This window comes from Ruminococcus sp. YE71, from assembly GCF_900119155.1.
Lineage (GTDB): Bacteria > Bacillota > Clostridia > Oscillospirales > Ruminococcaceae > YE71.
The window spans coordinates 282847-308921 of record NZ_FPIR01000001.1; the positions used below are offsets into that span (position 1 = coordinate 282847).

Consider the following 26075-nt stretch of genomic DNA (forward strand, 5'->3'; position numbering starts at 1 on the left):
TTTCAATTTTGTCTGCGAACCACCGCGTACTCGTCGCCGTTCCTGTAGTAGGGGCATGAGCCCTTCGGGTCGGAATTCAGGCGGTACAGATCGTCCTCATCGAGGCTGACCGTGCAGAAGTATTCCTCGTATTCTTCGTCGTACGCATAATATGCGCAGGTCTCACACTGTGACACCCCTCAGACCTCGACTGTAGTTTTCGAGACGGGATAATATTTCTTGTTGCCTGCACACACAAAGTGAACTATTACCGCAGCAACGGCACACAGGGATGTTATGATGCCGATGGCTATAAAGATCTTCTCTGCTGTTTTCATGCTGTGCTCCTTTCGGTATCAGACAAAGTCTGCCTCGTCGATATCGTCCTCGATCTCCTCGCCGTTGAGTATCTTTCTGAGGTTCTCGACCTCTTCGTCGGTAAGGGTAACGCCCTTGCCCATCCTGCTGTGATCGGGATTCCACTCGCGAAGGTCGTACTTGGGCTCCCTTTCGTTCCAGCTTACTTTGTTCAGTTCCTTAGTCCAGCCCTTTGCATTGGTGGAAAGTACTCCGAGCTGTTCCGTGATCTCAAATGTTAATTCTGCCATTTTTAATCTCTCCTTTATAAAAGTTTTGTATAGTGCTGTTGTATATCCACAGGGGTTGCTCCCCTGATGTATTCGTGAATTTCGTGTCTATATGTGCCTATCGAGGAACTTCGCGATCCTCCTGTAATTGCCGATGACCGCAAGAATCGTCACCACAAGAAGGGTGAAAACTCCCGCCCATACGCCGAAGACTGCTCCCATTGTGCCGATGAGCGCCGCCGCACCGACTGCGCAGATAACATCATGGGGCTGGAAGATATAGTCGAGGGCGCAGAGCACCAGTACTGCGATAAGCGCACAGCTGATGCCGTATGCCGCCCACACCGTCAGGAAGATACCGCCGAGTCCGCCAAGACGGATGAGCAGGTTCTCTTTCTTCACGCCGAAGGCCGCCGCCGCCGAGAACACCACAAGGCAGGTGACTGTAAGCACCATATGCCACAGGAAGCACACCACCGCAAATGCCGCCGCCGCAAATCCCATCGCTATCAGCCTTGCGTTGCCGATGCGTTCGCAGATGCCGCGGATCTTTGCGGGCATGAGTTTCATGGCGGCTGCCCACACGGGCTTGATGTTCATAGCCGTTATCAGTATGAACATCAGCGGAAGCACGATGTAAGCCGCGACCTTGAAGCCGTGATTCAGGTTCTGCATGACGGTGACGAAGGTCATCCCCGCCAGCAGGGACGCATTTATCACTATCTTGCGGATATTCAGTTCAAAGGGTACTATCGAGCGCGAGTCGAAGCAGCGCACTACGAACACCGCGATATAGCTCACAACAGTCGTTATCGGCGGACCGTAAAGACCGATGCGCGGTATCAGTATGATATTGAGGGTCACGTTTATAACACCTGCTATCAGGCTCGTCACCAGTGAGCGCCCCGTCTTGTTGGAGGCAAGGTATATCGAGCCCATGAAGGTCGTGAAGCAGGAGAATATCGTGGAGTAGATGAGTATCGGCGAGTATCTCATGCTCTCCCACACCGACTCGCCCATCCAGATCTGTGTGAGCGGTGCGCATATCATCAGGCATCCTGCCGCTAAGATGTAGAGCAGGCACTGATTGAGGTAGAACACGTTCGAGTAGAACTCGTCGCGGTCGTCGCTGTCGTCCTCAAGGACGGCGGACATATTCCACGCCTGACCGAACATAAGATACACGGTCGAAACGAGGTTTGCTATCTTGTAGGATGCGCTCAGCACGCCCGTAGCCTCTTTGTCGAGGTAGTGGGTGGTCATGAACGTATCCGAGCTGTTGGTGATGAGCCACATTATCTGCGCAGGTATCAGCGGTATCGCATACGAGAGCATCAGGCGCACCATTTTTTTGTCGGGATGCAGAAGGTCGAAGTACTTCCACAGCTTCGCCGCAAAACACATGAATACCACCGAAAGCAGATCGGCGGCGATTATCGAGTAGAGGTAGCCCTTGTTGCCCATGCGGAACACTATCAGGAACAGCACCGTGCCGATAAGCGTCAGCAGGGTGTTGACGATGGCGTTGACCGCGAACAGCCGCACTTTTTCGATCGCACGCAGAAAGTTCGAGTAGACAAGTTTCAGCGACGCCGCCACGATGTAGATGTAGATGAGCAGCGAATAGCCGTTCAGATACTTGTCGGCAACACCCGATACCGTCACTATCGGCAGTACGATGCCAAGCACCGCAAAACCGCCCAGACAGGCGAGATTGCCTACCGTGAATACTTTCTTCTTGTCGTATGCTTTGTCCAGTCCGAAACGTATGACCGACTCGCTTATCGTCATCGTGACAACAGGTATCAGCCAGTTCGCTATCTGCTGTATGATCTCGTTAATTCCTTGCTCTGCTTTCGTGAGATAGTTCGTGTAAACACTCACAAGCAGGATCATCAGCACCTTCGAGCTGAACGACCCTAACGCAAATATCAGCGTGTTTGAAAAGAGCTTTTTGTAATCCGACTTCTTTTCAGCCATTTATCCTTTTCCTTACTTTCCATTTGCCCGCGGTGTGGGGGCGGGGCTTTATTGGGGGAAGACCCTCCGCCTTAGCTTCGCACGGCTGAAAAAGGGTTATCCCCCAAACCCCTTTCCTAAAACTTTTAATACTTTTTGGCAAGGGGGGGGTATTTCTTCCCGACATTGTGCTGGTCGGGAAAGTAGTAGTTCTTCTCTTAATTTGTCTGCCCCTTGCCAAAAAGACGTTCATGTGAGCGTAACGCACCATTTGGCGTTAATCGTTCGGATGTCACTCTTGAAATGTCGAGAGCCTATCTTCCCGAACAGATCCAACTGCCAACATATTAAAAGTCTTTGGAATGGCGGACGTGCGAAGCTAAGGCGGGTTTACCCCGGCAATATTCTCCCCGTTTAATAACCGCCTCAGAAGTAGCTGTAGCCGCTGCCTGTCCAGAGGGCGGACTCGGAGGTCATGCGGTAGGGCAGACCTATCGTGATGGAGTCGATGACTCTCACGGGGGCGAGGATGCGGGTGTCGCTGAGGGCGTAGAGGGAGGAGGGCTGTCTGACCGCTCTCACCATGTACGTCCGTTTCTCGATGCTGCCGAGGGGGCTTGGGCGGAGCTGTACGCCGCCGAGACCCTGCGGTGCCCCGAGCTTTATCTCGAAAGTCTGTTCACAGGAGCCGATGCAGTTTCCTCTGCCCGTAACGGTTATCTTAGCTGTTCCTGCGAAAATGTTGTTCGAGTATGTATAATTATAATCAATGCCTGCTGTGAGCTTTGTGCCGTCTGCCGTAACGGTGAACCGCGGCATAACGGGGCGCGAAGTGAAGCCCGTTTCAGCCACGCAGTCGATAACTGCGGTCTGTAGGTTTATCTTGGTACGGGCGGCTATCTCCGACGACGGCTTTGTCTCGGAGGTCTCTTCGCCGTACTCGATGTAGGGTATCATCATGTAGTAATAATTCGTACCCTGAACAAGGCTCTCATCCTGGAATATCGAGCCGCTCTCAACCGACGCGATGTTCACGAAGTCCGCAGAGCCTGCCTGTCGGCGGTAGATGTGGATGCCGTCGGCCTCGCTGATGGACTGCCATGTGAGCTTTATCCTGTCGGAGGTTATCTCCTCGGCGGTGAAATTGCGGGGTTTGAGGAGGGTCACGAGGTCTGCCGCGTCGGCGTAGACCTTATCGGTGACCGCTTCAAAGGAGTTGCCCGAGAGGTATGCCCTGCCGTTTTTCACGCAGGTGATACCGCTGGCAACGCCCGTGATGTCGTTGGATTTTATCTTGATGTCCTTGCCCGTACCGCACTCGGCGACCTTGATGCCGTATTCGCCGCAGTTCTTTATCACGTTCTCCGAGCAGGTGATCTTCTCGCAGCCGCTGCCGACCTTGATGCCGCCCGTAGTGTTATCCGTGAAGCTGTTGCCGCTTATCTTGGTATTCGAGCAGTTATCGGAGAGGATACCGAGACTTTGGCAATTGCTTATCGTGTTGCCCGAAAGTGTGGAGTCCTGAACATTCGAGAGGTTGATGCCGCTCTTGAGGGCACCGCTGACGGTATTGCCCGAGATCTCGCAGGAATAGCAGTAATTCCCCGAGATGAGGTAGCTCTCGACATTCGTGACCGAGCCGTTTGAAGAAATGGCATTTCCCGACACGCGGCTGTTGTACACATCGGTGAGCAGGACTGCCGCATCGGCGCAGGTAAGGGTATTGTTTCGGATGTCAACGTTGCTGACCGCGTAATCCGCACCGGGATAATTGTTGGTACCGTTGACATACGAGCCGTATATCTTGATGCCGTAGGGGTAGTTTTGCAGCCACATCTGCTGAGTGGTTATCGTGTTGTTCGAGATAACGGTATCAGCGTCGCTGTTCATATTGTCCAGCGCCCACTGGAAGCCGTTGACAGGCGGGAAGAAATGGCGGAAGCTCTCATCCGACATATAGTTGAAGGTTATGCCTGCCGCGCTGTCTGTGATCGTATTGCCGCTTATGGTGCAGTGCTTGTAGTTATACAGCACCATGCAGATGTTTGAGATACCCGTGAAGGTATTGTTCTCTATCGTGATGTTTGTATAGTAAACGCCCGGCACCGCGGAGTGCGAGCCGATACCGCGGGGGATGTCGGCGAAAGTATTGTTCCTGATTATGACGTTATTGCAGGCGGTATCGTCAAAGGGCGGAAAGCCCGTGAAGAGCTCATCGCAGTTCATGACGTCGAGCTGTATCGCTTCCTTGAGGAGAGCGCCCGTATAGCCGCTGAAATAGCAGCCCTCTATCGTAAGCCCCGAAACGCCGCCTATCTCCATGTGATGCCCGTTCTTGTTGTTGAGCACCTTCATGTTCCTGAGCACGACGTTGTTCGCGTGTGCAAGGCGCAGGTTCGAGAAAGTATAGGCGCTGCCGTAGTTGTCGGTATTGCCGTCCCATCTGCCGCCCTGAATGAGTATATTTGAAGCGCCGTCATAGCCGCCCGCGCCGCTGGCGTCGTTGTATATCATGCAGCCGCTGTCGAAGCATCTGACTATCGTGGCACCGTCATCGAGTATGAGCTGAGTATTGCTGCCTATATGCAGGCTCTGCGAGATATTGTAGGTACCCGACGGCACCTTTACGATACCGCACTTTGTTCCAGACGACTTTTTCGACGCCTGTGACAGAGCCTTCTGAATCGCAGAATAGCTGTCGCTGCCGCCCGACGGATCGGCCTTGCAGTCCTTCACCACATCTATCTCGAACGATGAGCCGTAAGACGGTATGCTCGCCCCGTAAGCTCCCGAACCGTTAGCCGCACTCGCATCCAGTGCGAAGCAGGAAGCCGCAGCGATAGACGCGGCAGCCGTCACCAGCAGTTTCTTTAAAAATGACAAATTACCCTTCCTCCGTTTTCCTTCCGATATTTTACACAAATCTCACCGCATTATTTTTTTCTTTCGGGGATGTTCCCACGTCCGGTGATACATTAACTATTATAACATATATAAAACGCCTTGTCAAACATTTTGCCGAATGTGAAAAAAATTTCACCTGATTTGCAAAAAAACTGTTGCAAAAGGGTCAATAATATGTTATAATAGTAGAGCAGACTACTTTTATCAGGAGGTTTTAATCATGGAAAGTCGCGAACAGTTTATTGAATCGAAAAAGAACAGCAGGATACAGCTCGGCATCATACCGGGGCATTTTGCAACCAACCACTCGCACGTTAATTACTACGTTGACATGACCTCGATAAAGACAGGTCTGAAAATGGCAAGAGAGACCGCAAAGGAGCTTGCCGCCGACTACAGCTCAAAGCAGGTAGATACCATCATCTGTCTTGAGGGCACCGAGATAATCGGCGCTTTCCTCGCGGAGCAGCTTGCTCAGACGGGCATCAACAACGGTCAGGACATTTCGCTCGTTACCCCCGAGCTGAACTCCAACAACCAGATGATCTTCCGCGACAACACCCAGAAGAAGATCTGGGGCAAGCAGGTGCTGGTGCTCGTGGCTTCGGCTTCGACAGGTAAGAGCATCAACCGCGCACTCGACTGCCTCCAGTACTACAACGGTCAGCTGATCGGCGTAGGCGCTATCTTCTCGGCTGTTGACAAGATCGGCGACGTTGAGATAAAGGCAGTTTTCCACGACGAGGATCTGCCCGAGTACGGCAACTATATGTCCAACGAATGCCCCATGTGCCGCAGCGGAAGAAAGGTCGATGCACTTATAAACAGCTTTGGCTACTCAAAACTGTGATCCAATAGTATATTAGTCCAAAAATACAGAAAATCAGTTAAAAAAGTCTTGACAGAACGTAATTATCCATGGTATAATTATGCTTGGGCTTTTTTAACCTGCCGCACAAGGTGGTGCATTCGCCCGCCTTGTGCGTTTTTTGTTAAGGAGTTGGTCTGTATCGGCAATTCTGCGGTGATAAAACAGGAAACGAAATATATAGCCGTATGGGAACTGATACTCTCGGCTGCCTTGCAGGCAGTGTTCCTCGTCATCGGGAAATGGGACTACAAGGTGCTGCTCGGCAACCTGTGGTCTGCGCCCTTCGCGGTGCTGAACTTTTACCTGATGTGCCGCACGGTAGAGAAAACGCTGCAAAAAGGCGAGTCGGACGAAAAGAACGCAAGGGACTACGCAAAACTTTCGCAGACGCTGAGGAGCTTCATGCTGCTGGGGGTCGCGGTGATAGGCGCGGTGGTGCCCGTCTTTTCGATATGGTCGGCTCTGCTGCCGCTGCTGTTCCCGAGGATAGCGGCTTATCTGAGGGTGTTCTTCACAAGGAATGAGGACACCGTGAATCGAGGTGAAACTCATGGAGAATAAAAGCAAAACGGCTGCCTTCAGAGCGGCGGACGTTCTGCTCATACTCATGATGATACTTCCGATAGTCGCGGGATGGGTGCTCAAGGCACTGTTCACCCCCGAGTCGGAAGGGATAGCGATAAAAGGTGCGCTCATTTACCTGAGCGTTCACGCACCGATACAGGACTTCGTCCTGACCGAGGCACAGGTGAACTCCTGGCTGGTTATGATATCGGTGACGGGTCTCTGCCTGTACCTTACCCACGGCATCCGCGCAAGGGTGGCTACAAAAAGGCAGTACATAGCCGAGTGGATAGTCGAAAAGGCTGAGGGTCTCATTAAGGAGAACATGGACGGCTACTTCGACGGGTTCGCGCCGTTCATCGCGGCGATGCTGGCACTTTCGGCATTTTCGAGCCTGCTGTCGCTGACGGGTCTGTTCGCGCCCACTTCCGACCTGAACGTCGTGGCAGGATGGGCGATACTCACGTTCGCGCTCATCACCTACTACAAGATGAAATGCGGACCTCTTGTTTACTGCAAGAGCTTCGGAGAACCCGTGGGCTTCCTCGCGCCGCTCAACATCATAAGCGAGTTCGCAACGCCCGTTTCGATGGCTTTCCGTCACTACGGAAACATCCTGTCGGGTTCGGTAATATCCGTACTCATAGCGGCAGGACTTCAGGGTCTTTCGTCGGCTGTGCTGGGACATCTGCCCGGATTCATCGGGGAGTTCCCGCTGTTCAGGATAGGTATCCCCGCCGTGCTTTCGATCTACTTCGATGTGTTCAGCGGACTTTTACAGGCGTACATCTTCGCGATGCTGACCATGCTTTATGTATCGGGAGCGTTCCCCGCGGATGAATACGCAAGAAGACATTCTGCAAAAACAGCAGAAAAATAATTCACGTCAAACCAACCAAACCATATGGAGGTAAGTAAAATGTTAGAGCTTGCAATAGGTATTATTTTAGGAGCTTGCGCACTTGGCGCAGGTACTGCTATGATCGCAGGTATCGGACCCGGTATCGGTGAAGGTAACGCAGTAGCAAAGGCCTGCGAGGCTATCGGCAGACAGCCCGAGTGCCGCGGTCAGGTCACCACTACCATGCTCATGGGCTGCGCAGTTGCAGAGACCACAGGTCTTTATGCGCTCGTTATCGCTATCCTGCTGATATTCGTAGCACCCGGCAGACTCGTGAACATACTCATGGAAAACGTAGGAAAGTAAGTGAGGAACTATGCAGTCATTAGACGTAATTTCCATCAACATATGGCAGATCGTCATATCGCTGTGCAATCTGGTGATACTGTTCCTTATCCTCAAAAAACTGCTGTTCAAGCCCGTTAAGGCTCTGCTCGCCGAGCGTGAGGCTATGGCGAACGCCGAGTACGAAAAGGCTAAGGACGCAAGAGCCGCCGCCGAAAAAGACCGCGACGAGTGGGACGAGAAGATGAAGTCCGCTGATGAAGAGGCTTCAAAGATCGTAAAGACCGCTTCGGAAAACGCGAAGATACTCGGCGAACGCATCGAGGCTGAGGCTAAGGACAGAGCAGAGCACATCGTGGCTTCCGCTAAGACTGAGGCTGACCTTGAATACAAGAAGGCTTCGGACAGCATAAGAGGCGAGATCGTGGACGTATCCTCGGCTATCGTCGAGAAGGTGCTCGAAAGCGAGATCGACAAGGATAAGCACCATGAGCTGATAAACTCCTTCCTCGATAAGATAGGAGCACAGAGCACATGAACGATACCGCGAAAGATTACGCAAGAGGTCTGTACATGATAGCCGCCGAGGAACGCCGCGAACGCGAATACCTCGACGAGCTCAGGGTAATAGCGCAGGCGTTCGACGAGAACCCGTCCTACCGCGCTATACTCTCCGCACCCTCGATACCCCTGTCGAAACGCTCTGAGCTTATCGACGAGGCGTTCGGGAAGGCGCTCTCGGTGAACACCGTCTCGTTCTTGCAGATACTTTGCAGAAGGGGCTATGTGTTCCTGTTCGAGCAGTGCTACGATGAGTTCAGGAAGATGTTCCTCGACTTCTCGAACACCGTCAGGGCAAGGGTCACAAGCGCAGTACCGCTTACAGAGACCGAGAAGATAAAGGTCTCCGACAAGCTGTTCGTGCTGACGGGTCAGACCGCTATGATACGCTACGAGGTAGACCCCTCGATACTCGGCGGTATCATTATCGAAACAGACGAACAGATCATTGACGGCAGCGTTCGCCGCCGCTTAAAAGAAATCAAGGAAGTGATCGACAAGTGAGGATAAAGCCTGAAGAGATCAGCAGCATCATAAAGGAGCAGATCAAGGCATACTCCGCTAAGGCTGAGATGCACGAGACAGGCACCGTTATACAGACGGGCGACGGTATCGCGACCATCTACGGACTCAGACAGTGCATGGCAAATGAGCTGCTGGAGTTCGAGGACGGAAGCTACGGCATCGCCCAGAACCTCGAGGACGAGACCGTTTCGGCGGCTATCCTCGCTAATGCCAGCAATATCAAGGAAGGCTCGGGCGTCCGCTGCACGGGCAGAGTTCTCTCTGTGCCTGCGGGCGAAGCACTGCTCGGACGAGTAGTCAACGCGCTGGGTATACCGATAGACGACAAGGGTATCATCGACACGAAGGAGACCCGCCCTATCGAGTCCCCTGCCCCGGGCATCATCGAGAGACAGTCGGTAAACGTGCCGCTGCACACCGGTATCAAGGCTATCGACAGTATGATACCCATCGGACGCGGACAGCGTGAGCTCATCATCGGCGACCGTCAGACAGGTAAGACCGAGATAGCTATCGACACCATCATCAATCAGAAAAACACGGGCGTTATCTGCATCTATGTTGCGATAGGTCAGAAGAACACCTCTATCGTTCAGCTCGCGAACCAGCTTGAAAGAGCGGGCGCGATGAAGAACACCGTTATCGTGGCGGCTTCCGCTTCGGAGAGTGCTCCGCTACAGTATATCGCGCCTTATTCGGGCTGCGCTATGGCTGAGTATTTCAGAGAGCAGGGCAAGGACGTGCTGATCGTTTACGATGATCTTTCAAAGCACGCGGTGGCTTACAGAGCACTTTCTCTGCTTATCCGCCGTCCGCCCGGACGTGAGGCTTACCCCGGCGACGTATTCTATCTGCACTCCAGACTGCTCGAAAGGGCTGCCTGCGTTGCGAAGGAGTACGGCGGCGGCTCCATCACCGCTCTGCCTATCGTTGAAACACAGGCAGGCGACGTTTCGGCTTACATCCCGACAAACGTCATCTCCATCACCGACGGACAGATATTCCTTGAAACGGAACTGTTCCACTCGGGCGTTATACCTGCTATCAACCCCGGTATCTCGGTAAGCCGTGTCGGCGGTTCGGCACAGCTCAAAGCCATGAAGAAGGTCTCGGGTACTCTTAAACTGCTGTATTCGCAGTACAGAGAGTTACAGTCTTTCGCACAGTACGGCTCCGACCTTGACGCCGATACAAAAGCGCGTCTTGCACTGGGTGACAGGATCGTGGCGGTGCTCAAACAGGGCAGAAATGCGCCTGTTCGTCCCGGCTGTCAGATAGCTATCGTGTACGCTGTCATCAACGGCTACCTCAACGATGTGCCCGTTGACGGCGTTGCGGAATACGAGCAGCAGCTTTACGCGGTGCTCGAAGGCAAATATCTGCCGCTTCTCCAGAGACTTGAGAGCGGTTACTACGAGAACGAGGACATCGAAGAGATGAAAAAGGCGCTTGCCGAAGTGACGAGGTGATCGCGTGGGAGCAGACATCAAAAAGCTCAAGGGCAGGATAAGGAGCATCGACTCCACGCTGCATCTTACAAAAGCGATGGGTCTGGTCGCGTCCTCGAAGATACGCAAGGCGAATGAGGCGATGGACGCCGCGAAGGAGTACTCGAACGGTGCTCACGCGATAATCTCACGGCTGGCGGCTGAACCTGCCTGCCGTAAGAACCCCTATCTGCGTCAGCCCGAAAAAAGCGAGGGCGGCAGAGAAAAGCTCATCGTCATCGCGGGCGACAGAGGACTTGCAGGCGGCTACAACGCAGGCATTTTCCGCACTCTGCGCGACTATCCGAACAAGGATATCGCCGAGATAATACCTGTCGGGAAGAAATCCTGCGACAGGCTCGGAGACGGGTTCATGTCGGCGGAAACGTTCAGCTATGAAGAGGCTCACGGACTTGCGGTAAGGCTCTGCGAAGAGTTTGTCGCAGGTGAGTTCGACAGGCTGACGATAATCTGCACCGAGTACGTTTCGATGATGAGTCAGGTGCCGAGAGCGGTGGAGGTGTTCCCCATCACCGCGGACGGCAGCGCGGAAAAGTCGGAAGCGTGCATAGTTTTTGAGCCGAGCGAGGACGAGGTTTTAAGGTCGTTCGTGCCCGACTACATCACAGGGCTGATAATCGCCTGCGTGCGCGAGAGTTTTGCTTCGGAAGTGTCCGCACGAAGAGTCGCGATGGACTCCGCAGGCAAGAACGCAAAGCAGATGATAGACGACCTACAGCTCGAATACAACCGCGCAAGACAGTCGATGATAACTCAGGAGATCACCGAGATCGTCGCAGGCGCAGGCGCAAACTGATCCTTTGCACGCCCCGAACCCACGGTGTATCGCCGTAAACGATGATTTACCGTGCTGACTGCGAAAATTACTGGGGAAAACCTTTCTGAAGAAAGGTTCTTCCCCAGACCCCTTTCCAAAGACTTTTAATATTTTGGGCAGGGGTATCATTCTGACAAAAAAAGCACAGAATGATGAGTTTTGCAGTTCTTTTAGAAAAGAGATACCCCCTGCCCAAAAAATCAGAAGTTTTAGGAAGGGGGCTTGGGGGAGAACCCTTTTTCAAAAGGGGTTCCCCCAATAGTCTCCGCAGACAGCACGGTAGATTATTATTTGCAGCAATACATATCGGAGTCTGGGGCTTGCAGGCAACATATAATAGAAAATGAAAGGCGGTTACTTATTAATGAGTGACATCAAGGAAAACACCGCTGCTCCCGAGGAGACCGAAGAGCTCTCGCAGGAGCAGATCAGCGAATACAAGAGAATACGCATGGAGAAGCTCGACGCGCTCAAGGCTGAGGGCTGCGACCCGTTCGAGATCACAAAGTTCGACGTGACCGCAAGCTGTGCTGAGGCCAAGGCAAAGTATGAGGCTGTAGAGGCCGAGTGCAAGGCTCAGACCGGCGAGGACGCCGAGGCTCTGGCAGCTCTGCTGGAAAAAAAGCGCGAGCTTTGCAGAGTCAGCATCGCGGGCAGAGTTATGTCCAAGAGAATGATGGGCAAGGCGAGCTTTATGGATCTGCGCGACAAGAGCGGCAAGGTACAGCTCTACGTCCGCATGAACGAAGTCGGCAAGGAGAGCTTCGACCGCTACGTGAAGAAGGGCGACATCGGCGATATCGTCGGCGTTACGGGCTTTGTTTTCCGCACCAGAATGGGCGAGATCTCCGTTCACGCTGAGAGCTTCACACTGCTCTCGAAGAACCTCCAGCCCCTGCCCGAGAAGTGGCACGGTCTGAAGGATCAGGACACCAGATACAGACAGCGCTACACCGACCTCATCTGCAACCCCGAGGTAATGGACACCTTCATCAAGCGTTCCAAGATGATCTCGGCTATCAGACGTTTCCTTGACGACAAGGGCTTCATGGAAGTCGAGACCCCGATGCTCGTTTCCAATGCAGGCGGCGCGGCTGCAAGACCTTTCGAGACACATTACAACGCTCTCGACGAGGACGTCAAGCTCAGGATCAGCCTTGAGCTGTACTTAAAGAGACTGATCGTCGGCGGACTTGAGAGAGTTTACGAGATCGGCAGAGTTTTCAGAAACGAGGGTGTTGACGCACGTCACAACCCCGAGTTCACACTGATGGAGCTGTATCAGGCTTACACCGACTACCACGGCATGATGGAGCTGACCGAGGAGATGTTCAGACATCTCGCCCTCGAAGTATGCGGCACCACCGAGATACCCTACGGCGACCACATGATCGACCTGGGCAAGCCTTTCGCAAAGATGACCATGATCGAGGCTGTAAAGCAGTACAGCGGCGTTGATTTCTCGGAGATACACACTGTTGAAGCGGCTCGCGAAGCGGCCAAGGCTCACCACGTTGAGTTCGAGGAGCGTCACAAGCGCGGCGATATTCTCAACCTGTTCTTCGAGCAGTTCGTTGAGGAGCACCTCATCCAGCCGACCTTCATCACCGATCACCCCATTGAGATCAGCCCTCTGACCAAGAAGAAACCCGGACATCCCGACACTGTTGAGCGTTTCGAGCTGTTCATCAACACCTGGGAGATGTGCAACGCCTACTCCGAGCTGAACGACCCTGTCGATCAGCGCGAGCGTTTCAAGGCTCAGGAAGAGGCTCTCAGCCAGGGCGACGAGGAAGCGAACCGCACCGACGAGGACTTCCTGCGCGCTCTCGAGATCGGTATGCCTCCTACAGGCGGTATCGGCTACGGTCTTGACAGACTGGCAATGCTGCTGACGAATTCGCCTGCTATCAGGGATGTGCTGCTGTTCCCGACGATGAAGTCGATTGACTGAAAAACGCTGTAATAGCGTAGGGTTCGAGGTCGCTAAGGCGGTTTTTACGACCAACTTACGACCGAATTGTTGAGGACACGTTTGATATGAAATAATTGATCCCGAAGCTGACTTTTGCGGTTAGTTTCGGGATTAATTATCTATTCCTAAAAGAATAACAGCGGCATAGCCCGTCGAAAGAAAGGAATAAACATCATGAAAAAACAGATCGTATGCTGCACGACAGCAATCTTACTCGCAGCGGGAGGGCTTGGCACTCTTCCCGCCGGAACACTCGGTACGGCTATCGCGGCGAGTGCAGCGGCTTATGAGGATTTTGAATACTCGGTCGATGGCGATACCGTTACCATAACAGAATATAAAGGCAAGGGCGGAGATGTTGTCATACCTTCGGAGATCGACGGAAAGAAGGTCACGGCTATCGGCGAATTTGCATTTGAAGGCTCAGACCTGACAAGCGTGACTATCCCCGACACCGTGACTTCTATCGGCTGGGAGGCGTTCAGGTATTGCGGAAGCCTGAAAAACGTGACTATCCCCGATAGTGTGACAGATTTCGGCTGGGAGGCATTCAAAGGGTGCAGCAGCCTGAAAAGCGTAACTCTCCCCGATAGTGTGAAGACTATAAGCACCGAAATGTTCATGGACTGCCGCAGTCTGGAAAGCGTGACTGTCTCCGACAGTGTGACGACTATCGAAAATGAAGCATTCGCGGGCTGCGACAGCCTGAAAAGCGTAACTATCGGAAAAGGTGTGAACAACCTTGCTGTTGACGCTTTTCATGGGTGTTCAAACCTGACCGATATAAAGGTAGACAAAAGCAATACAACGTACTGCTCCGTTGACGGCGTGATATACAGCAAGGATATTACGGCTTTGATACTTTGTCCTGCAGGAAAGACAAGCATAACTATCCCCGACAGCGTGAAGAACATCGGCAGCAGTTCTTTTTCGGGCTCGGCTCTGACAAGCATAGATATCCCCGACGGTGTGACAAGAATAGATTCTTATGCTTTTAAAAATTCCCAAAATCTGAAAAACGTGAATATTCCCGAAAGTGTGACCGATATTGGTGAAGAGGCGTTCTGTGACTGCACTTCCCTCAGGAGCGTGACCCTGCCCTCTTCTATCAAAAACATCGGAGAATACGCGCTGGGATATGTAACAGAAACATACGATTGCGAAGATCGTTATTTTCTCAGCGAAGACTTCGTTCTTTACTGCCACCCCGGTGCGGGCAAGAAGTATGCAAAGAAGAACAAGATCAGGCTGACAGACGGCGATACCTCGGTGCCCTCTGACAACCCCGAGACCGGAGCCGGAGCCCCCCTCGGAGCGCTTGCATTTGCGACTGCTGCAAGCCTTACGGCTCTTGAAATGATCGCCGGGAAGCGGAAGAACAAGACCGACTAGTTATCCATAATTTATATATCTATATACTTGTCCGAAACCTTTTTCAACTCCTCAGCGAAACCCTTCCTGATATCCTTCGGCGAGACTATTTCCAATCCATCTCCATAGCGCATCACCCACAGATAGAATTGCCTGTTTATTCCGCAGCTTGCGCGGACTATCGCGTATTCGGGATCATCAAAATCCTCCCGGGAGCTGACGGTGTCCCCTAGCTGCTCTATCATTTCATCAAGAAGATAGCGCTTTATCTTGAAAGTAACAGTCTCAAAACGTTCAGGAGGGAAAACATCGACTACAAAGCCCTGCGGTTTTTCTTCCGCTGGGTGCTTAACGCTGCTGACCTCGCCGCCCTTGATGTTCTTCATGCGGTCGATGCGGTAGGTGCGGAACTGCTCTGTTTCCTCGTTAAAGCATCGAAGATAGAACCTCTCATTCATATAGATCACCTTGACAGGCAGCATATTCCGGCGTTTGTCGTAGTATGTCACCTGCTGGTGTGTGTCGAATTTACCGTAGCTGAAATTGATCCTGCGTTTTTCGGAGATCAGCTTGTGTATCTTATCAAGGTTTCCTAGAAGGTCACGAGACACTCTTCCCGCCTCGTTCAGCTCGATTCGGCTAATGAGCTGTCTTATCTCCGTTTCGGAGCACATACTTTCAAACTTTTTGATAAGCTCCTGCTTCTGCTTTGCAGAGAGATACTTGTTGATGGAAACAGAATCAACGAGAAAACGCAGTTCACCTATCGTAAAGCTTTTGCCTGTCATATGATAGTATGCGGTGTTGTGAGCACCGATAGTTTTAGTTATCTGATAGCCCGCAGTTTCAAGCCGTTCTATATCACGTCGGACGGTAAGTGCTGACACATCATACATTCCTGCGCTGTTCGCAAGGTGATCTCTGATATTGCTGATCGTTACGCCATGCTCCTCGTCCGTTTCTCGGGTGAGGTAATTCAGTATATGTATTATCCGCTCGCGATCCATAGCTACCTCCCGACAAAAAAAGAAATAACAACTACGATATTATTATATCATAAAATCCCGTCGAAAGCAATACTGAGACAGCTTCATTTTCAATTCTCCCGTACTAATCCCACGAAAACAAAGCTTTTATAGCGTTTACTGTAATCATATCCGATCTTTCTCATTTGATGGTATATAGGCAATTTTATTATTCTGTTGTATTCCATTCCCTCATACAGGTTTGATTTCATCAATAATTTCTCGATCTCAGAACTTTGATCGTATGTATCTTCATCATCTTGCATACTCTCAGACCCTTTCCAGGGGATAATTCCGCGAGTATCAAAGAAGGGTATTTTTCCGAAACTTTCATAACACAATTTCGCTGATTCTGTATTATCTCCGGGAAACAAGTAACCGCCGCAGACCTCGCATTTAATAACAAGATGCTTTTCAGAATCGACCCATAAATAAGAATCAACATCGTCATCGACCGTTGGATTACCATATACATGAGCTTTCACTGGAGTATTAATAGTGCGGCAGGATATTTTTCTGCCGCATATCGTGCAGTAAGACACTAGATCATACGAACCGGCATCGCAGCAAGTCGCTTTTTTAACATTTTCACATCTGATCTCAACAGTATGTTGGTGCTGTAATGTAGGTGACCATAACGATTCAGCTCCTTTCTCAGCTTCGTTACGTCTATTATAGCATATTAGATATTCAATTTTTGTATAACTACACATTCTTTTCATGGATATGACGGATACGGAGAAACAAATTAAAATATCATTCCATAAAATCACCTCTTTAAACAATCATTATGTGTGTACAGATGTAACTGATAATTATTCCATTGATAAACTGAACACAAATGTTCGTATATTCTATCTAAAGCAACCTGTATACTATTTATATCTGATTTTATGTTATCTGTTTTATAACAAATATCTAATTCCAATCTATGGACTAATGAATGTCGTTTTTCTAGTACCCTATCTATCGTTTGAAATAAAGTCTCCTTTCGTCTATGGTATGGAATTGATAATACACCTTTAATGTCTATTTTGGTGTTGATTTCTCTAAAATAATGGTCAATTTTCCTTATTTAGATAATGCAACTGCCCCTTCAATTGTAAGTTTTCCTTCCGCGACTTCAAAGAGGTCATTTTTATTGAAATTTGCACTTGTAATTATTTTCTCTTTTTTGTCAGAATACTTAATCAATGCAATGTAAAATTCCCTAAAATAGTTTTCAATTATAGAACTTAGATATGTAGTTGAAAGATTAGATAAAAGAGTTGAACTACTTGGAATTCCAAAAGATTCAATTAACTCATCGTAATCATGCTCTTGATTTACTTTACATAACAAAAACAATAATTCGTTAAACCGATTTGAAAGTCGTTCATGAGCTGAATAGCACCCGCGTTCAGAAGGAGTAGAGTTATCAGGTTTGTTTTCATAATATCTATTTCTTCCATTATCTGAAATAAAATATCCGCCAAAGTGTTTTTTTATTTTCCTTATAGTAGTATTTAGAAATTCCAAATCATAGAAATTGCAATATATTGGAGTACTAGAATATATTAAAATGTTTTCTTCTTCACTTGAAATCTGAAGGTGTACACCATAAAGGATTTGTAATCTTCATCTTTAATGAAATAATATTCATTACCCTTTCCACGATATCCTAGTTCTTTTATAAATTCGATTATCAATTTCTTAGAAATATCATGGGGCAAATAATTAGTTGCAACATATCCCAAATTAATCACCTATTTATTTTTTTATATTTTCATTCTGATTATTCTATGTTAAAAATCTATAGTGAGAATCTTTGTTTTAGTTTATATTATTATTGATATCATATTTTTAATAACTGAAATAATGCATTTTGTAGTTGGCTGGAGTAAATCAACCCCAGCCAACGTTCCAAAAAAATGAAAATCATGTATAGCGCATTAGACGCAAAGAAGTTTTGAGTTATAATTTAAAGGTTGCGCAGACACGCTCTACGCAGCCTTTTTCTTTTTACGTTTTTTTCCGTCAAATGTTGCCGAAGCACAAGCGATTCCGAATCTGAAATAAATGTCGATCTGTTGTGTGCGATGACCACTCGACTTGTCTGGTGCGTGGACTTCGATACGCTCAACAAGCTCGTGCATCTGTTCGGGGGTAATATCCGTGAGATGTTCATATCGGCTTACTATCTCCATGAAGCGGTTGATGTCGCTGTTCTCCTGCTCTTTGGTTTCAACCAATTTCTGTAATTCGGTAACACTTGCTTTCAGTTCTTTCTGCTCGGATTCATAGCTTTTGGACATCATCTCAAAACGTTCGTCACTGATCTTGCCAGAAACGTTATCCTCATAAAGTCTTGTGAACAGCTTGTCAAGCTCGGCTATACGCTTCTCGGACTTGGCTATAGTCTTTTTGGCTTGCTTGACTTCTTCGGTATGGTTATCGCCTGTCTGCTTGGTAAGCATTTCAACGTATTTATCCTTGTTTCCGTGAATGTATTCAAGCATTTTATTGATCTCGTTCAGCAGCAGTTCTTTCAGGACGCAGGTGCGAATAAAATGTGCCGAGCATTCATTGAACCCCTTGGAATATGTACTGCATTTCATGTGTTCCTGCTCTTTTTTCTTTGTACTCGACCTGTGCAGGTACATTGGCTTGCCGCAGTCGGCACAGAAGACCATTCCTGAAAAAGCATTGATCTCTTTACAGCGTTGAGGCTTTTTCCTGCGCTGACGAAGCTGTTGCACAAGATCAAAATCGTTTTGAGAAATAATCGCAGGGTGGGTATTCTCGAAAATAACCCATTCTTCTTTCGGATTGTAAATGACCTTTTTTTGCTTGTAGGACTTTCTTCTGCACTTGAAATTCACAGTGTGTCCGAGATATTCTTGCTTTTTCAGAATACTAACGATAGTCTGCTCACGCCAAATGTAAGTATATTCGGAGCAATTATTGTTCGCTTTTCCGCTCATTTTAGCGAGATGTTCCGAGGGTATCAGAATGCTTTCGGCTGTAAGTCGCCTTGCGATTTCGACGGGACCGCAGCCCTCGATACACATCTTAAATATGCGGCGTACCACTGTTGCGGCTTCTTCGTCGATCTCCCACACGTTTTTATCCTGCTCGGATTTTTTGTAACCGTAGGGTGGCTTTGATGAAAGCGGCTTACCGGACATTCCTTTCGCTTTGAACACCGCCTTGATTTTTTTGCTGCAATCACGGGCGTAAAAATCATTAAAGACGTTTCGGAATACCATCATCTCATTGTCGGCTTTAAGCGTATCGACATTATCATTGACCGCAATATATCTCACATTAAATTCCGGGAAAATCATTTCGATATACTGACCCGTCATTAAATAAACTCGCCCCAGCCTGCTGAGGTCTTTGGTAATGACTGTCCCGATCTTCCCGTCCTGCATATCCCTGACCAATCGCTGAAAGTCGGGTCTGTTGAAGTTCGTACCGCTCCAGCCGTCGTCAACATATATTTCAATGTTGCGGAAACCGTTCTTCTTAGCATAATCCATGAGAATATTTTTCTGGTTGGTGATACTGTTGCTCTCACCCTGTTGACGTGCGCAGCTAAGTCCATCATCATCGTTACTGAGCCTGCAATATAGTGCTGTTATCTTGTCTGTCATAATTTCCTCTCTTTCCGACAAGTACAGCGGATCATAAATACATCATATCACATAAAAATGAATAATTCATCACTTTAAAGCAATAATCGTGTAAATGATCCGCTGACCGTTGAAATATCCAGTTATCTTTTTATGCTGCACCAGAGTCCTTCAACATCAGTCGCCTGATAACATCATCAAGAGTTTCGTCACGGTCAAAGTTGAAATGAAGCTCAACTGTATAGGTGGTGTGACCGATTTTATACTCGGACACAAACGTATCCCCCTCGTTATTATTCACTTTTGGTTCCATACTTTTGTTCAATATCATTCCTCCGATTTCTCTAAAAAATTAATATACCCTACTATAATTTTAAATCAAACTTTATATAAAGGGCTGTGTAATTTTGCAGATGTGTATATTTGTATGACAGACGCAACAAGACGGTATTTTTTTGATTACTTTTTCGTGATAGGTATATCATTCGGAAACTGTTTTGTAGTATCTACCTGCATTTAATTTCTCTTGAAATTTATATTTTGTAACAATCAACCTGCCCTATATACTACATTGGAAATGAAATATGATAATTCATAGGCAAAAGCAATATCAATTAATATGAGGGCTGTCATATTATATATTCTTATTTTTTGAAACAGATATGTATAGGTTAATATCATATTTCATCATAATATGGGCATATCCCATTAAAATATAAATATCTTTTTTACTCTTGATAACCTTGCCCTATACCACATTGTCATTAAGAATATGTCTTCACCCACATTGAGCACCTGCTTTAGCGACTTTGCAGAACACGATATAACAGTCTTATCCCCCCGAAAGATCATTAACGACCGTACAGCGTCCAAAGCTGCCGACCCTCACTTCCTCGCCCTCGGACAGAAGCTGCCGAAGCACGTCCATCACCGAATTTATGCAGATATATGTCGGCTATTCCGAGATACCCATGTGGATTTCAAGTTCCTTTTATAATATATCATTATCCGTTAGGTATGCTTATTTCGTGTAACATTTTTGGTGATTGATATATCTCCCCTTATATTATCCTGCGACACTTTTTCGGTTGCTCTATTGCTCTTCACCATGTAAATCCTTCCCTATTTCTCGGCAGATATAGATATGCTCTCATTAGACAGTTTCATATAATATATCACATTTAAATTATCCCTCGATATATTTATATCATTTTTTCTTCACAAACAAGTGGCGGTTGATATATAATCGTTATAAAAAACTGTCTGAAAAAATATTCGGTGCAAATATATCTACATGAGATGGTCGGCGTTTATTTTATCATCACCCACGATAAACGATATATTTTTTTGCGTCAAAATATCCGAGCAGCATTTTGTTCAGTTCAGCTTTTTATGCTCATTTGTCAGAAGCAGTCAATTATGATTGTCGGCAACGAAAATGTAAAAGATATACATTAACATTTCGCTTACCTTGTTATGAAAACTCACATTTCGTCACCCCTCTTTACGACAGTAAGCAGTACAGCCGTGAAAAAGCCGATAGTCTCGCCGATCATCATTCCGATAATAAATCTAAACATTTCAAAGTCCTCCATTTTCATAATCATTTTTTACAGGTTCTCCGGCTGATAGTGTCCAATATATCCAGTCGGATTTTTATTGCAAATTATTGCCCCCACCCATTTCATAGATCACACATTTATGTTCAAATATACCGTAGAGCTGCTAATTGAGATAATTGTTGACATATCCGCAATTACGGATACTCTTAATATATCGCTCATATAAAATGTTGATAGAACATCGGGGGGATATATTTTCTCTAAAAGAATCAGAACGTCGATATACACCGAAATCATTTACCCCATATTTTTGAGCCAGCGGTATATATCGTTCATTTCCTTTAGGTATGAGTTGACCGGAGTGGCAAGCTCCGTAACAATCAACCATACCCCGAAGTTGTGACTGATCTTTTTTGCGGCTTCAATGTTCGATACCCCATAGAGTTTCTCAATGAAGTCTGTGTGGTCTCCGTGTGCACCGCACCCGAAACAGTGGCAATGATCTTCATAGACTTTAAAGGAAGAGTTGCGTTCATTGTGAAGTGGGCAGCAGGCAAATCCGCCCCGGTCAACATCAAGACCGTAGTATCTAACAAGATCTTTCAGATCGACCCTATCCTTTATGTCCTGAAAAATATTTTGTCTCATATCAGCTCCCTTAACATTCTGTATTTGATAGGGGCAGATAAAACAGGCAAAGCCCGGTAACTTTTCAGCGATAAAATATCACCGGCGTATCTGCCCCTCTCATAAGTTAGGGGTCGGGAAGCCGTTTTTTTGAGGTCTGAAAGGCGAGTTCTTGAAAATTTCGTATGATTGCACAAATGCAGGTCGGTGCAGATTTGGATAGTGTGGTTATTTTCACGATTTTGTTGTGGGTGACGTAAAAGATCCTGTCTGCCAACCCCTAACTTATGAAAGGGGTAAAAAAGTCCGGCTGCATACGCAGCGAGGAAATATGTGCAGGGGTACGATATATATGCTGAAAAAATGGATTTTCGTGATCCATATATTTTTTAAGCGCATACATCCAGCAAGTACAGAAAGAGCCGTATTCTTTGGCTCTTTCTTCCAAATCGCAGGCGTACCCCCTGCAATTTGGCTGTTAAGGGAACCCGTCACCCTTAACCCTTGCCCCCTATCGGGAAGCAACAAATATTTTCATTGAAATGAAAGGAGTCATGAATTATGGCAAGAATATATAAGCAGGTACACCGCAAGGAGATAGACTTTTCACTTGAAGAATGGGCGGAGGTAGAACGCAGGGCTGCCGTCTGTCACACGAAAACAGGAACGTATATAAGGTACATAGCCGTTCACGGCGAGATGAAGGTCTACGATATGGAAAAGATAGTCCCCCTCCTGAACGGCATGAGAATAATTTCCAACAATATCAACCAGATCGCTAAAAAGGCAAATGAAACGAACAACATCTACGCAGGGGACGTAGAAAAATTGAAAGAAGAGGTGTCACAGTTATTCCATACGTTAAGTCAAAATCCATTCACGGAACGGTGAACAAAAGCATAGCCTACATACTAAACCCCGAAAAAACCGAGGACATGGTACTTGCGACCTCCATAAATTGTACGACGGACGCACAGGACGCATATTTGCAGATGAAGATGATCTACGAGTATTACGCACGCCGCAGCTATGATGAACCTATCAATAAAGAGGGAAAAACTCCGGTCAAGGCAATTCACTACATCATGAGTTTTGCCGACTCGGAAAATGTTACGCCCGAATACGCTCAGAAGGTAGCTATGGCTTTTGTGAGAAATACTTTCGGTGACGATGCACAGGCGGTCATCGCTACGCACACCAACACTTCGCACACACATTGTCATATCATCCTCAATTCTTACTCAATTTCCGGGCGCAAGTATAACGACAACCGTGCAACTTTGCGTTACGTTCGTGAACACGCAAACGGGGTATGTAGGGCATTAGGCATTACTCCTGCACTTAACTTTGAGGGTAAGGGGCGGTCTATGCAGTATAACGAATGGAAGCATAAAAAGAATGATACATCGTGGAAACAGCAGATCAGAGAGGAAATCGACAAGCTGATACCTACTGTCAATTCGCTTGATGAACTGTTGCAGGATCTTGAAGTGCTGGGCTATGAGATGAAGCGTGGAAAGTATATCTCCGTTAAAGCACCGGGGCAGATACACTTTGTCAGAACTAAAACGCTTGGAGAGGAGTACACCGAAGAAAGCCTTGTCACACGCATACAGTATCGTGAAGTGGGTGAGGGTACTGCACCTTCGCATGACAGCGACGCAGAATTGAGGGCAGCCTATGCATCTGTAATCGGAGATGTTCGTATGCTTGCAGACCAGCACAGAAAAGTGCCGAGAAAGCAAAACAGTGAATTGCCATACTCAGCCGATAACGACCTTGATGTTTACAAGCTGTCAGCACAGATGTCCGTCATGAACAAGGAAAATATTCATTCGCTCAGTGATCTGGAGTACAAGGCTAAGGAGCAGAAAACTCTGTCTGAAAAATATAAGGCTGAGATAAATCAGCACATCATGGAGTACAATAAAATGATGAGCCTGCTGGAACAGTCGGAAACTTATTACTCGCTTGCGAAGAAGCCCGAGCTGTCAGCCGCGGAGCAAAGCAAGATGTCTGTTTGCAGGCTGGCTATGCAAAATAACGGTCTGCTAACGATGTCAGATGTTGATACCCTCCGAGAACGTGCCGCGATTTCAGGCAGAAAAATAGCAGCCCTCAAGAAAAAACTTGAAGGCTGCAAGCAGTGGTATGATGTGTACCGAGATATTTTGGAGACTTATGATCGGTTGTCGAAACGTGATTATGTCGCAGAACTCGTTGAGGAAGAACGTCAGCGTAAGGAGCAGGAAGCGAGGAAAAAGCGTAAGAAACGATGACAAACAAAAATGGGGACAGCTGCCGAACCGTCCCCGATATTATCATACTTATTATTTCATGACCTTCATAAAAAACCACGTCAGAAGTGCCGAAGCTGCTATCTCCAGCAGAAGTTTGTGTATCTCTTTCCCGTCCCATTGAGGGTCTACGCTCCATACTTTGGGTTCTTTTCCGGTCTGCGCTCTAAGCCAAATACCGAACAGCTTTGTTTTGGTGAACAAACACCAGTCCAGTACGACGGCATCAAAAATCGACACCATCCAAAATAAGATCAGAAAGCGCAGACTTAGTTGCCAAAAGTTCATTCCTGAGGTCACGCCCTGCCTTCCGACTGTTATGATAGTCCACACAAAAAGACCGCCGGTTATAACTATAAGCACCGTCAGACGGACAGCGCTTTTGTGGGTGAACTTTCTGTCGATACCCGATTCTTCAAGAATATTTTTGGCATAGGGTGTCATGAACCAATATGCTTCCTGCGGAGCGAGAAATGCCCCTATTACGCAGAATGCTGTGAGAAGAACAATTCCGACCAATCCGTATACAAAACTTAGCAGCATTTTTAGCCCCCCTTTCCATGTTATGCAAAACCACGCAAATAGTTATACGCAGCTAACCCACATTCAGATTATATCAGACAATGCCGAAAAAGTCAAGCCCTGCGTTTCTTTTCATCATATCTTCATTGAACCTCATTTTGCCGAATGCAAGGAGCTTCTCGACGAACTGTACGCCGATCAAAGCGCTACCGTAATTCGGTATTTATGCAAGCTGCGCACCACTCTGATGCAGAAATTCAAGAAAACCGACACCGCTATGCGCTACGATCTGAAAAACCTGCACAACCTGGAATGGTACGATCACGACAACATAAAACAACTTGAAAAATGGGGCTTTACGATAATTCAGGCGAATTACCGTTCCGAAAAATATATGTCTGATCTCACAAAGCTTATAAACGAAAATATTGATAAGTGCTCACACCTGTTTTACGATTGGGTGAACTGGGATTATATCCGAGATATGTTCTACATACCAAAGTACCAGCGCCCGCAGGTGCTTCGGGACGAGTTTGCAAAGTATATGGCGAACATAGAACATTACCCGTTTCAAATGTTTATACATTGAACACCGGAAGATCGGGGAATCATAATTTACACCGACAGAAAATTTCTAAAATTAGTTTATGAGCAGCACGGCGATATTTTTTCCGACTACACGAAATACCGTGATGCCGATGACGATACCAGAAACAATATTTATAATTTTATCGACAGTTCAGCCAAGACCGCAATTGCTGTTGACTGTGAAAATTCCAACCCATTCAAACTGTACAGTGTTCTGAAAGGCTTAAATCAAGAAGAACTTGCCAGGATCGAAAAAATCACGCTCTATGATGATCCGAACACTACAACAGGCTGGGACTGGCTGTCGAAATTCACGCAGATACCTGTTGAGCATATTGAGATTGACCGAGTGACCGACAGGAAGTCGCTTGTAGACGTAAGAATGACCGCAAGCGTGGTCACTGACTTCTATCGGAACGGAGTGACTTCGTTTATCATCGTATCGAGCGATTCGGACTATTGGGGTTTGATCGAGAGCCTGCCCGATGCAACTTTCCTTGTGATGTATGAGTACGAAAAGTGCGGTTCAGCGATAAAGAACGCCCTTACGCAACACGGCATATACTACTGTTCGATAGACGATTTTTGTTCCGCCGGCACCGAGGATATGAAACGTGCGGTACTCTTTGCGGAGCTTGAAAAGCACCTGCCAACGCTCATAGGTGAGAACCCATTGGATCTTACCCATAAACTATATGAAGAATCAAGGGTAACAGCAACGAAAAAGGAAATGGAGAATTTCTGTAATCGGTATGTCAAGACCTTGAAACTGAAAATCGTTGAGGGGAAATTTGTGATCGAGATACAGAAATGATAAAACAGGGAGTGAAGTTACGCTCCCTGTTCTGTTTTGTGCGCTATGTTATGGGGGAATCGCTTGCGGAAGTCTTTTTTGCGGCGCATATCCAGACATTATCTAAAAGACTGGACTTTCAGCCTGTACTGCTTTATACTTATAATATAGCCATTACAAGGAGGTCAACCTATGGACATTTTGAAAGATATGGTGGAACACATACGCTTGGACTTTGAC

27 protein-coding genes are annotated in these 26075 nt (G+C 47.7%); 15 read left to right on the forward strand and 12 right to left on the reverse strand.

The annotated features are described in order from the left end of the window. Positions 1-2: 2 nt before the first annotated feature. The 5 genes from BT142_RS18915 to BT142_RS01275 all read right to left on the reverse strand — a co-directional run bounded on the left by BT142_RS18915 (position 3) and on the right by BT142_RS01275 (position 5408). Positions 3-176, reverse strand: coding sequence for a DUF6472 family protein (locus tag BT142_RS18915; RefSeq protein ID WP_175444867.1), 174 nt, complete (start codon positions 174-176; stop codon positions 3-5). Between the two features lie 3 nt (positions 177-179). Continuing rightward, positions 180-317 (reverse strand): hypothetical protein, encoded by a 138-nt coding sequence (locus BT142_RS18920; protein WP_175444866.1) that lies wholly within the window; start codon positions 315-317, stop codon positions 180-182. Positions 318-335: 18 nt separating this feature from the next. Further along, positions 336-587, reverse strand: coding sequence for a YdbC family protein (locus BT142_RS01265; RefSeq protein ID WP_072416387.1), 252 nt, complete (start codon positions 585-587; stop codon positions 336-338). Between the two features lie 87 nt (positions 588-674). Beyond that, positions 675-2546, reverse strand: coding sequence for an oligosaccharide flippase family protein (locus BT142_RS01270; protein ID WP_072416388.1), 1872 nt, complete (start codon positions 2544-2546; stop codon positions 675-677). 405 nt (positions 2547-2951) lie between these two features. Continuing rightward, complete coding sequence (locus BT142_RS01275) at positions 2952-5408, reverse strand: right-handed parallel beta-helix repeat-containing protein (RefSeq protein ID WP_072416389.1); 2457 nt, start codon at positions 5406-5408, stop codon at positions 2952-2954. A gap of 241 nt (positions 5409-5649) precedes the next feature. Here BT142_RS01275 and BT142_RS01280 point away from each other — a divergent pair, with 241 nt between their 5' ends. The 11 genes from BT142_RS01280 (at position 5650) to BT142_RS01325 (ending at position 14828) form a co-directional block, all read left to right on the forward strand. Beyond that, positions 5650-6279, forward strand: coding sequence for an orotate phosphoribosyltransferase (locus BT142_RS01280; RefSeq protein WP_072416390.1), 630 nt, complete (start codon positions 5650-5652; stop codon positions 6277-6279). A 174-nt stretch (positions 6280-6453) separates the two neighbouring features. Next, positions 6454-6861: a hypothetical protein gene (locus tag BT142_RS01285; RefSeq protein WP_072416391.1), complete on the forward strand. Its 408-nt coding sequence runs from the start codon at positions 6454-6456 to the stop codon at positions 6859-6861. Further along, positions 6851-7744 (forward strand): F0F1 ATP synthase subunit A, encoded by an 894-nt coding sequence (locus tag BT142_RS01290; protein WP_084659260.1) that lies wholly within the window; start codon positions 6851-6853, stop codon positions 7742-7744. The genes BT142_RS01285 and BT142_RS01290 overlap by 11 nt, the downstream gene beginning before the upstream one ends. Before the next feature lie 39 nt (positions 7745-7783). Then, positions 7784-8071, forward strand: a complete 288-nt coding sequence (gene atpE, locus BT142_RS01295; protein ID WP_072416392.1) for an ATP synthase F0 subunit C — start codon at positions 7784-7786, stop codon at positions 8069-8071. A gap of 10 nt (positions 8072-8081) precedes the next feature. Further along, positions 8082-8588, forward strand: coding sequence for a F0F1 ATP synthase subunit B (gene atpF, locus BT142_RS01300; protein WP_072416393.1), 507 nt, complete (start codon positions 8082-8084; stop codon positions 8586-8588). Then, positions 8585-9115 carry an ATP synthase F1 subunit delta gene (gene atpH / locus BT142_RS01305; RefSeq protein ID WP_072416394.1) on the forward strand — a complete coding sequence of 177 codons (531 nt, stop codon included), beginning with the start codon at positions 8585-8587 and terminating at the stop codon, positions 9113-9115. The genes atpF and atpH overlap by 4 nt, the downstream gene beginning before the upstream one ends. Next, the gene (gene atpA, locus BT142_RS01310) at positions 9112-10605 is read left to right on the forward strand and encodes a F0F1 ATP synthase subunit alpha (RefSeq protein WP_072416395.1); all 1494 of its coding nucleotides are present in this window, start codon (positions 9112-9114) and stop codon (positions 10603-10605) included. Before atpH ends, atpA begins: the two co-directional genes overlap by 4 nt. Positions 10606-10609: 4 nt before the next feature. Then, complete coding sequence (atpG, locus tag BT142_RS01315) at positions 10610-11440, forward strand: ATP synthase F1 subunit gamma (RefSeq protein ID WP_072416396.1); 831 nt, start codon at positions 10610-10612, stop codon at positions 11438-11440. 170 nt (positions 11441-11610) lie between these two features. Continuing rightward, entirely contained in the window at positions 11611-11808 is a 198-nt protein-coding gene (locus BT142_RS18925; RefSeq protein ID WP_175545475.1) for a hypothetical protein, read from the forward strand. A gap of 17 nt (positions 11809-11825) precedes the next feature. After that, the gene (gene lysS / locus BT142_RS01320) at positions 11826-13415 is read left to right on the forward strand and encodes a lysine--tRNA ligase (protein ID WP_072416397.1); all 1590 of its coding nucleotides are present in this window, start codon (positions 11826-11828) and stop codon (positions 13413-13415) included. A 195-nt stretch (positions 13416-13610) separates the two neighbouring features. Beyond that, positions 13611-14828 carry a leucine-rich repeat domain-containing protein gene (locus tag BT142_RS01325; protein WP_072416398.1) on the forward strand — a complete coding sequence of 406 codons (1218 nt, stop codon included), beginning with the start codon at positions 13611-13613 and terminating at the stop codon, positions 14826-14828. 11 nt (positions 14829-14839) lie between these two features. Here the strand turns inward: BT142_RS01325 and BT142_RS01330 are convergent, their stop codons facing one another. The 6 genes from BT142_RS01330 to BT142_RS01355 all read right to left on the reverse strand — a co-directional run bounded on the left by BT142_RS01330 (position 14840) and on the right by BT142_RS01355 (position 21656). Then, positions 14840-15814, reverse strand: a complete 975-nt coding sequence (locus BT142_RS01330) for a helix-turn-helix transcriptional regulator (RefSeq protein WP_072416399.1) — start codon at positions 15812-15814, stop codon at positions 14840-14842. A gap of 89 nt (positions 15815-15903) precedes the next feature. Beyond that, positions 15904-16317: a hypothetical protein gene (locus BT142_RS18930; protein ID WP_072416400.1), complete on the reverse strand. Its 414-nt coding sequence runs from the start codon at positions 16315-16317 to the stop codon at positions 15904-15906. A 586-nt stretch (positions 16318-16903) separates the two neighbouring features. Beyond that, a complete protein-coding gene (locus tag BT142_RS18610; protein ID WP_139182154.1) occupies positions 16904-17350 on the reverse strand; it encodes a hypothetical protein in 447 nt (148 codons plus the stop codon). A gap of 464 nt (positions 17351-17814) precedes the next feature. Beyond that, positions 17815-19467 carry a recombinase family protein gene (locus BT142_RS01345; RefSeq protein WP_072416402.1) on the reverse strand — a complete coding sequence of 551 codons (1653 nt, stop codon included), beginning with the start codon at positions 19465-19467 and terminating at the stop codon, positions 17815-17817. 130 nt (positions 19468-19597) lie between these two features. Continuing rightward, entirely contained in the window at positions 19598-19771 is a 174-nt protein-coding gene (locus tag BT142_RS18380) for a transposon-encoded TnpW family protein (RefSeq protein ID WP_242871890.1), read from the reverse strand. 1534 nt (positions 19772-21305) lie between these two features. Beyond that, the gene (locus BT142_RS01355) at positions 21306-21656 is read right to left on the reverse strand and encodes a CHC2 zinc finger domain-containing protein (RefSeq protein WP_072416403.1); all 351 of its coding nucleotides are present in this window, start codon (positions 21654-21656) and stop codon (positions 21306-21308) included. Positions 21657-22196: 540 nt separating this feature from the next. Here BT142_RS01355 and mobC point away from each other — a divergent pair. Both mobC and BT142_RS01365 read left to right on the forward strand, forming a co-directional pair. Then, entirely contained in the window at positions 22197-22526 is a 330-nt protein-coding gene (gene mobC / locus BT142_RS01360) for a plasmid mobilization protein (protein WP_072416404.1), read from the forward strand. Next, the gene (locus tag BT142_RS01365) at positions 22523-23914 is read left to right on the forward strand and encodes a relaxase/mobilization nuclease domain-containing protein (RefSeq protein WP_072416405.1); all 1392 of its coding nucleotides are present in this window, start codon (positions 22523-22525) and stop codon (positions 23912-23914) included. Before mobC ends, BT142_RS01365 begins: the two co-directional genes overlap by 4 nt. 51 nt (positions 23915-23965) lie before the next feature. On the opposite strand, the gene BT142_RS01370 is transcribed toward BT142_RS01365, so the two are convergent. Then, positions 23966-24475, reverse strand: coding sequence for a hypothetical protein (locus BT142_RS01370; RefSeq protein ID WP_072416406.1), 510 nt, complete (start codon positions 24473-24475; stop codon positions 23966-23968). 226 nt (positions 24476-24701) lie between these two features. On the opposite strand from BT142_RS01370, the gene BT142_RS19480 reads away from it, so the two are divergent. Together BT142_RS19480 and BT142_RS19485 are read left to right on the forward strand one after the other, a co-directional pair. Then, entirely contained in the window at positions 24702-25043 is a 342-nt protein-coding gene (locus BT142_RS19480) for a hypothetical protein (RefSeq protein WP_242871889.1), read from the forward strand. Positions 25044-25208: 165 nt separating this feature from the next. Then, on the forward strand, positions 25209-25856 hold the full coding sequence (locus BT142_RS19485; RefSeq protein WP_278277285.1) for an NYN domain-containing protein: 648 nt from the start codon (positions 25209-25211) through the stop codon (positions 25854-25856). Positions 25857-26075 lie beyond the last annotated feature (219 nt).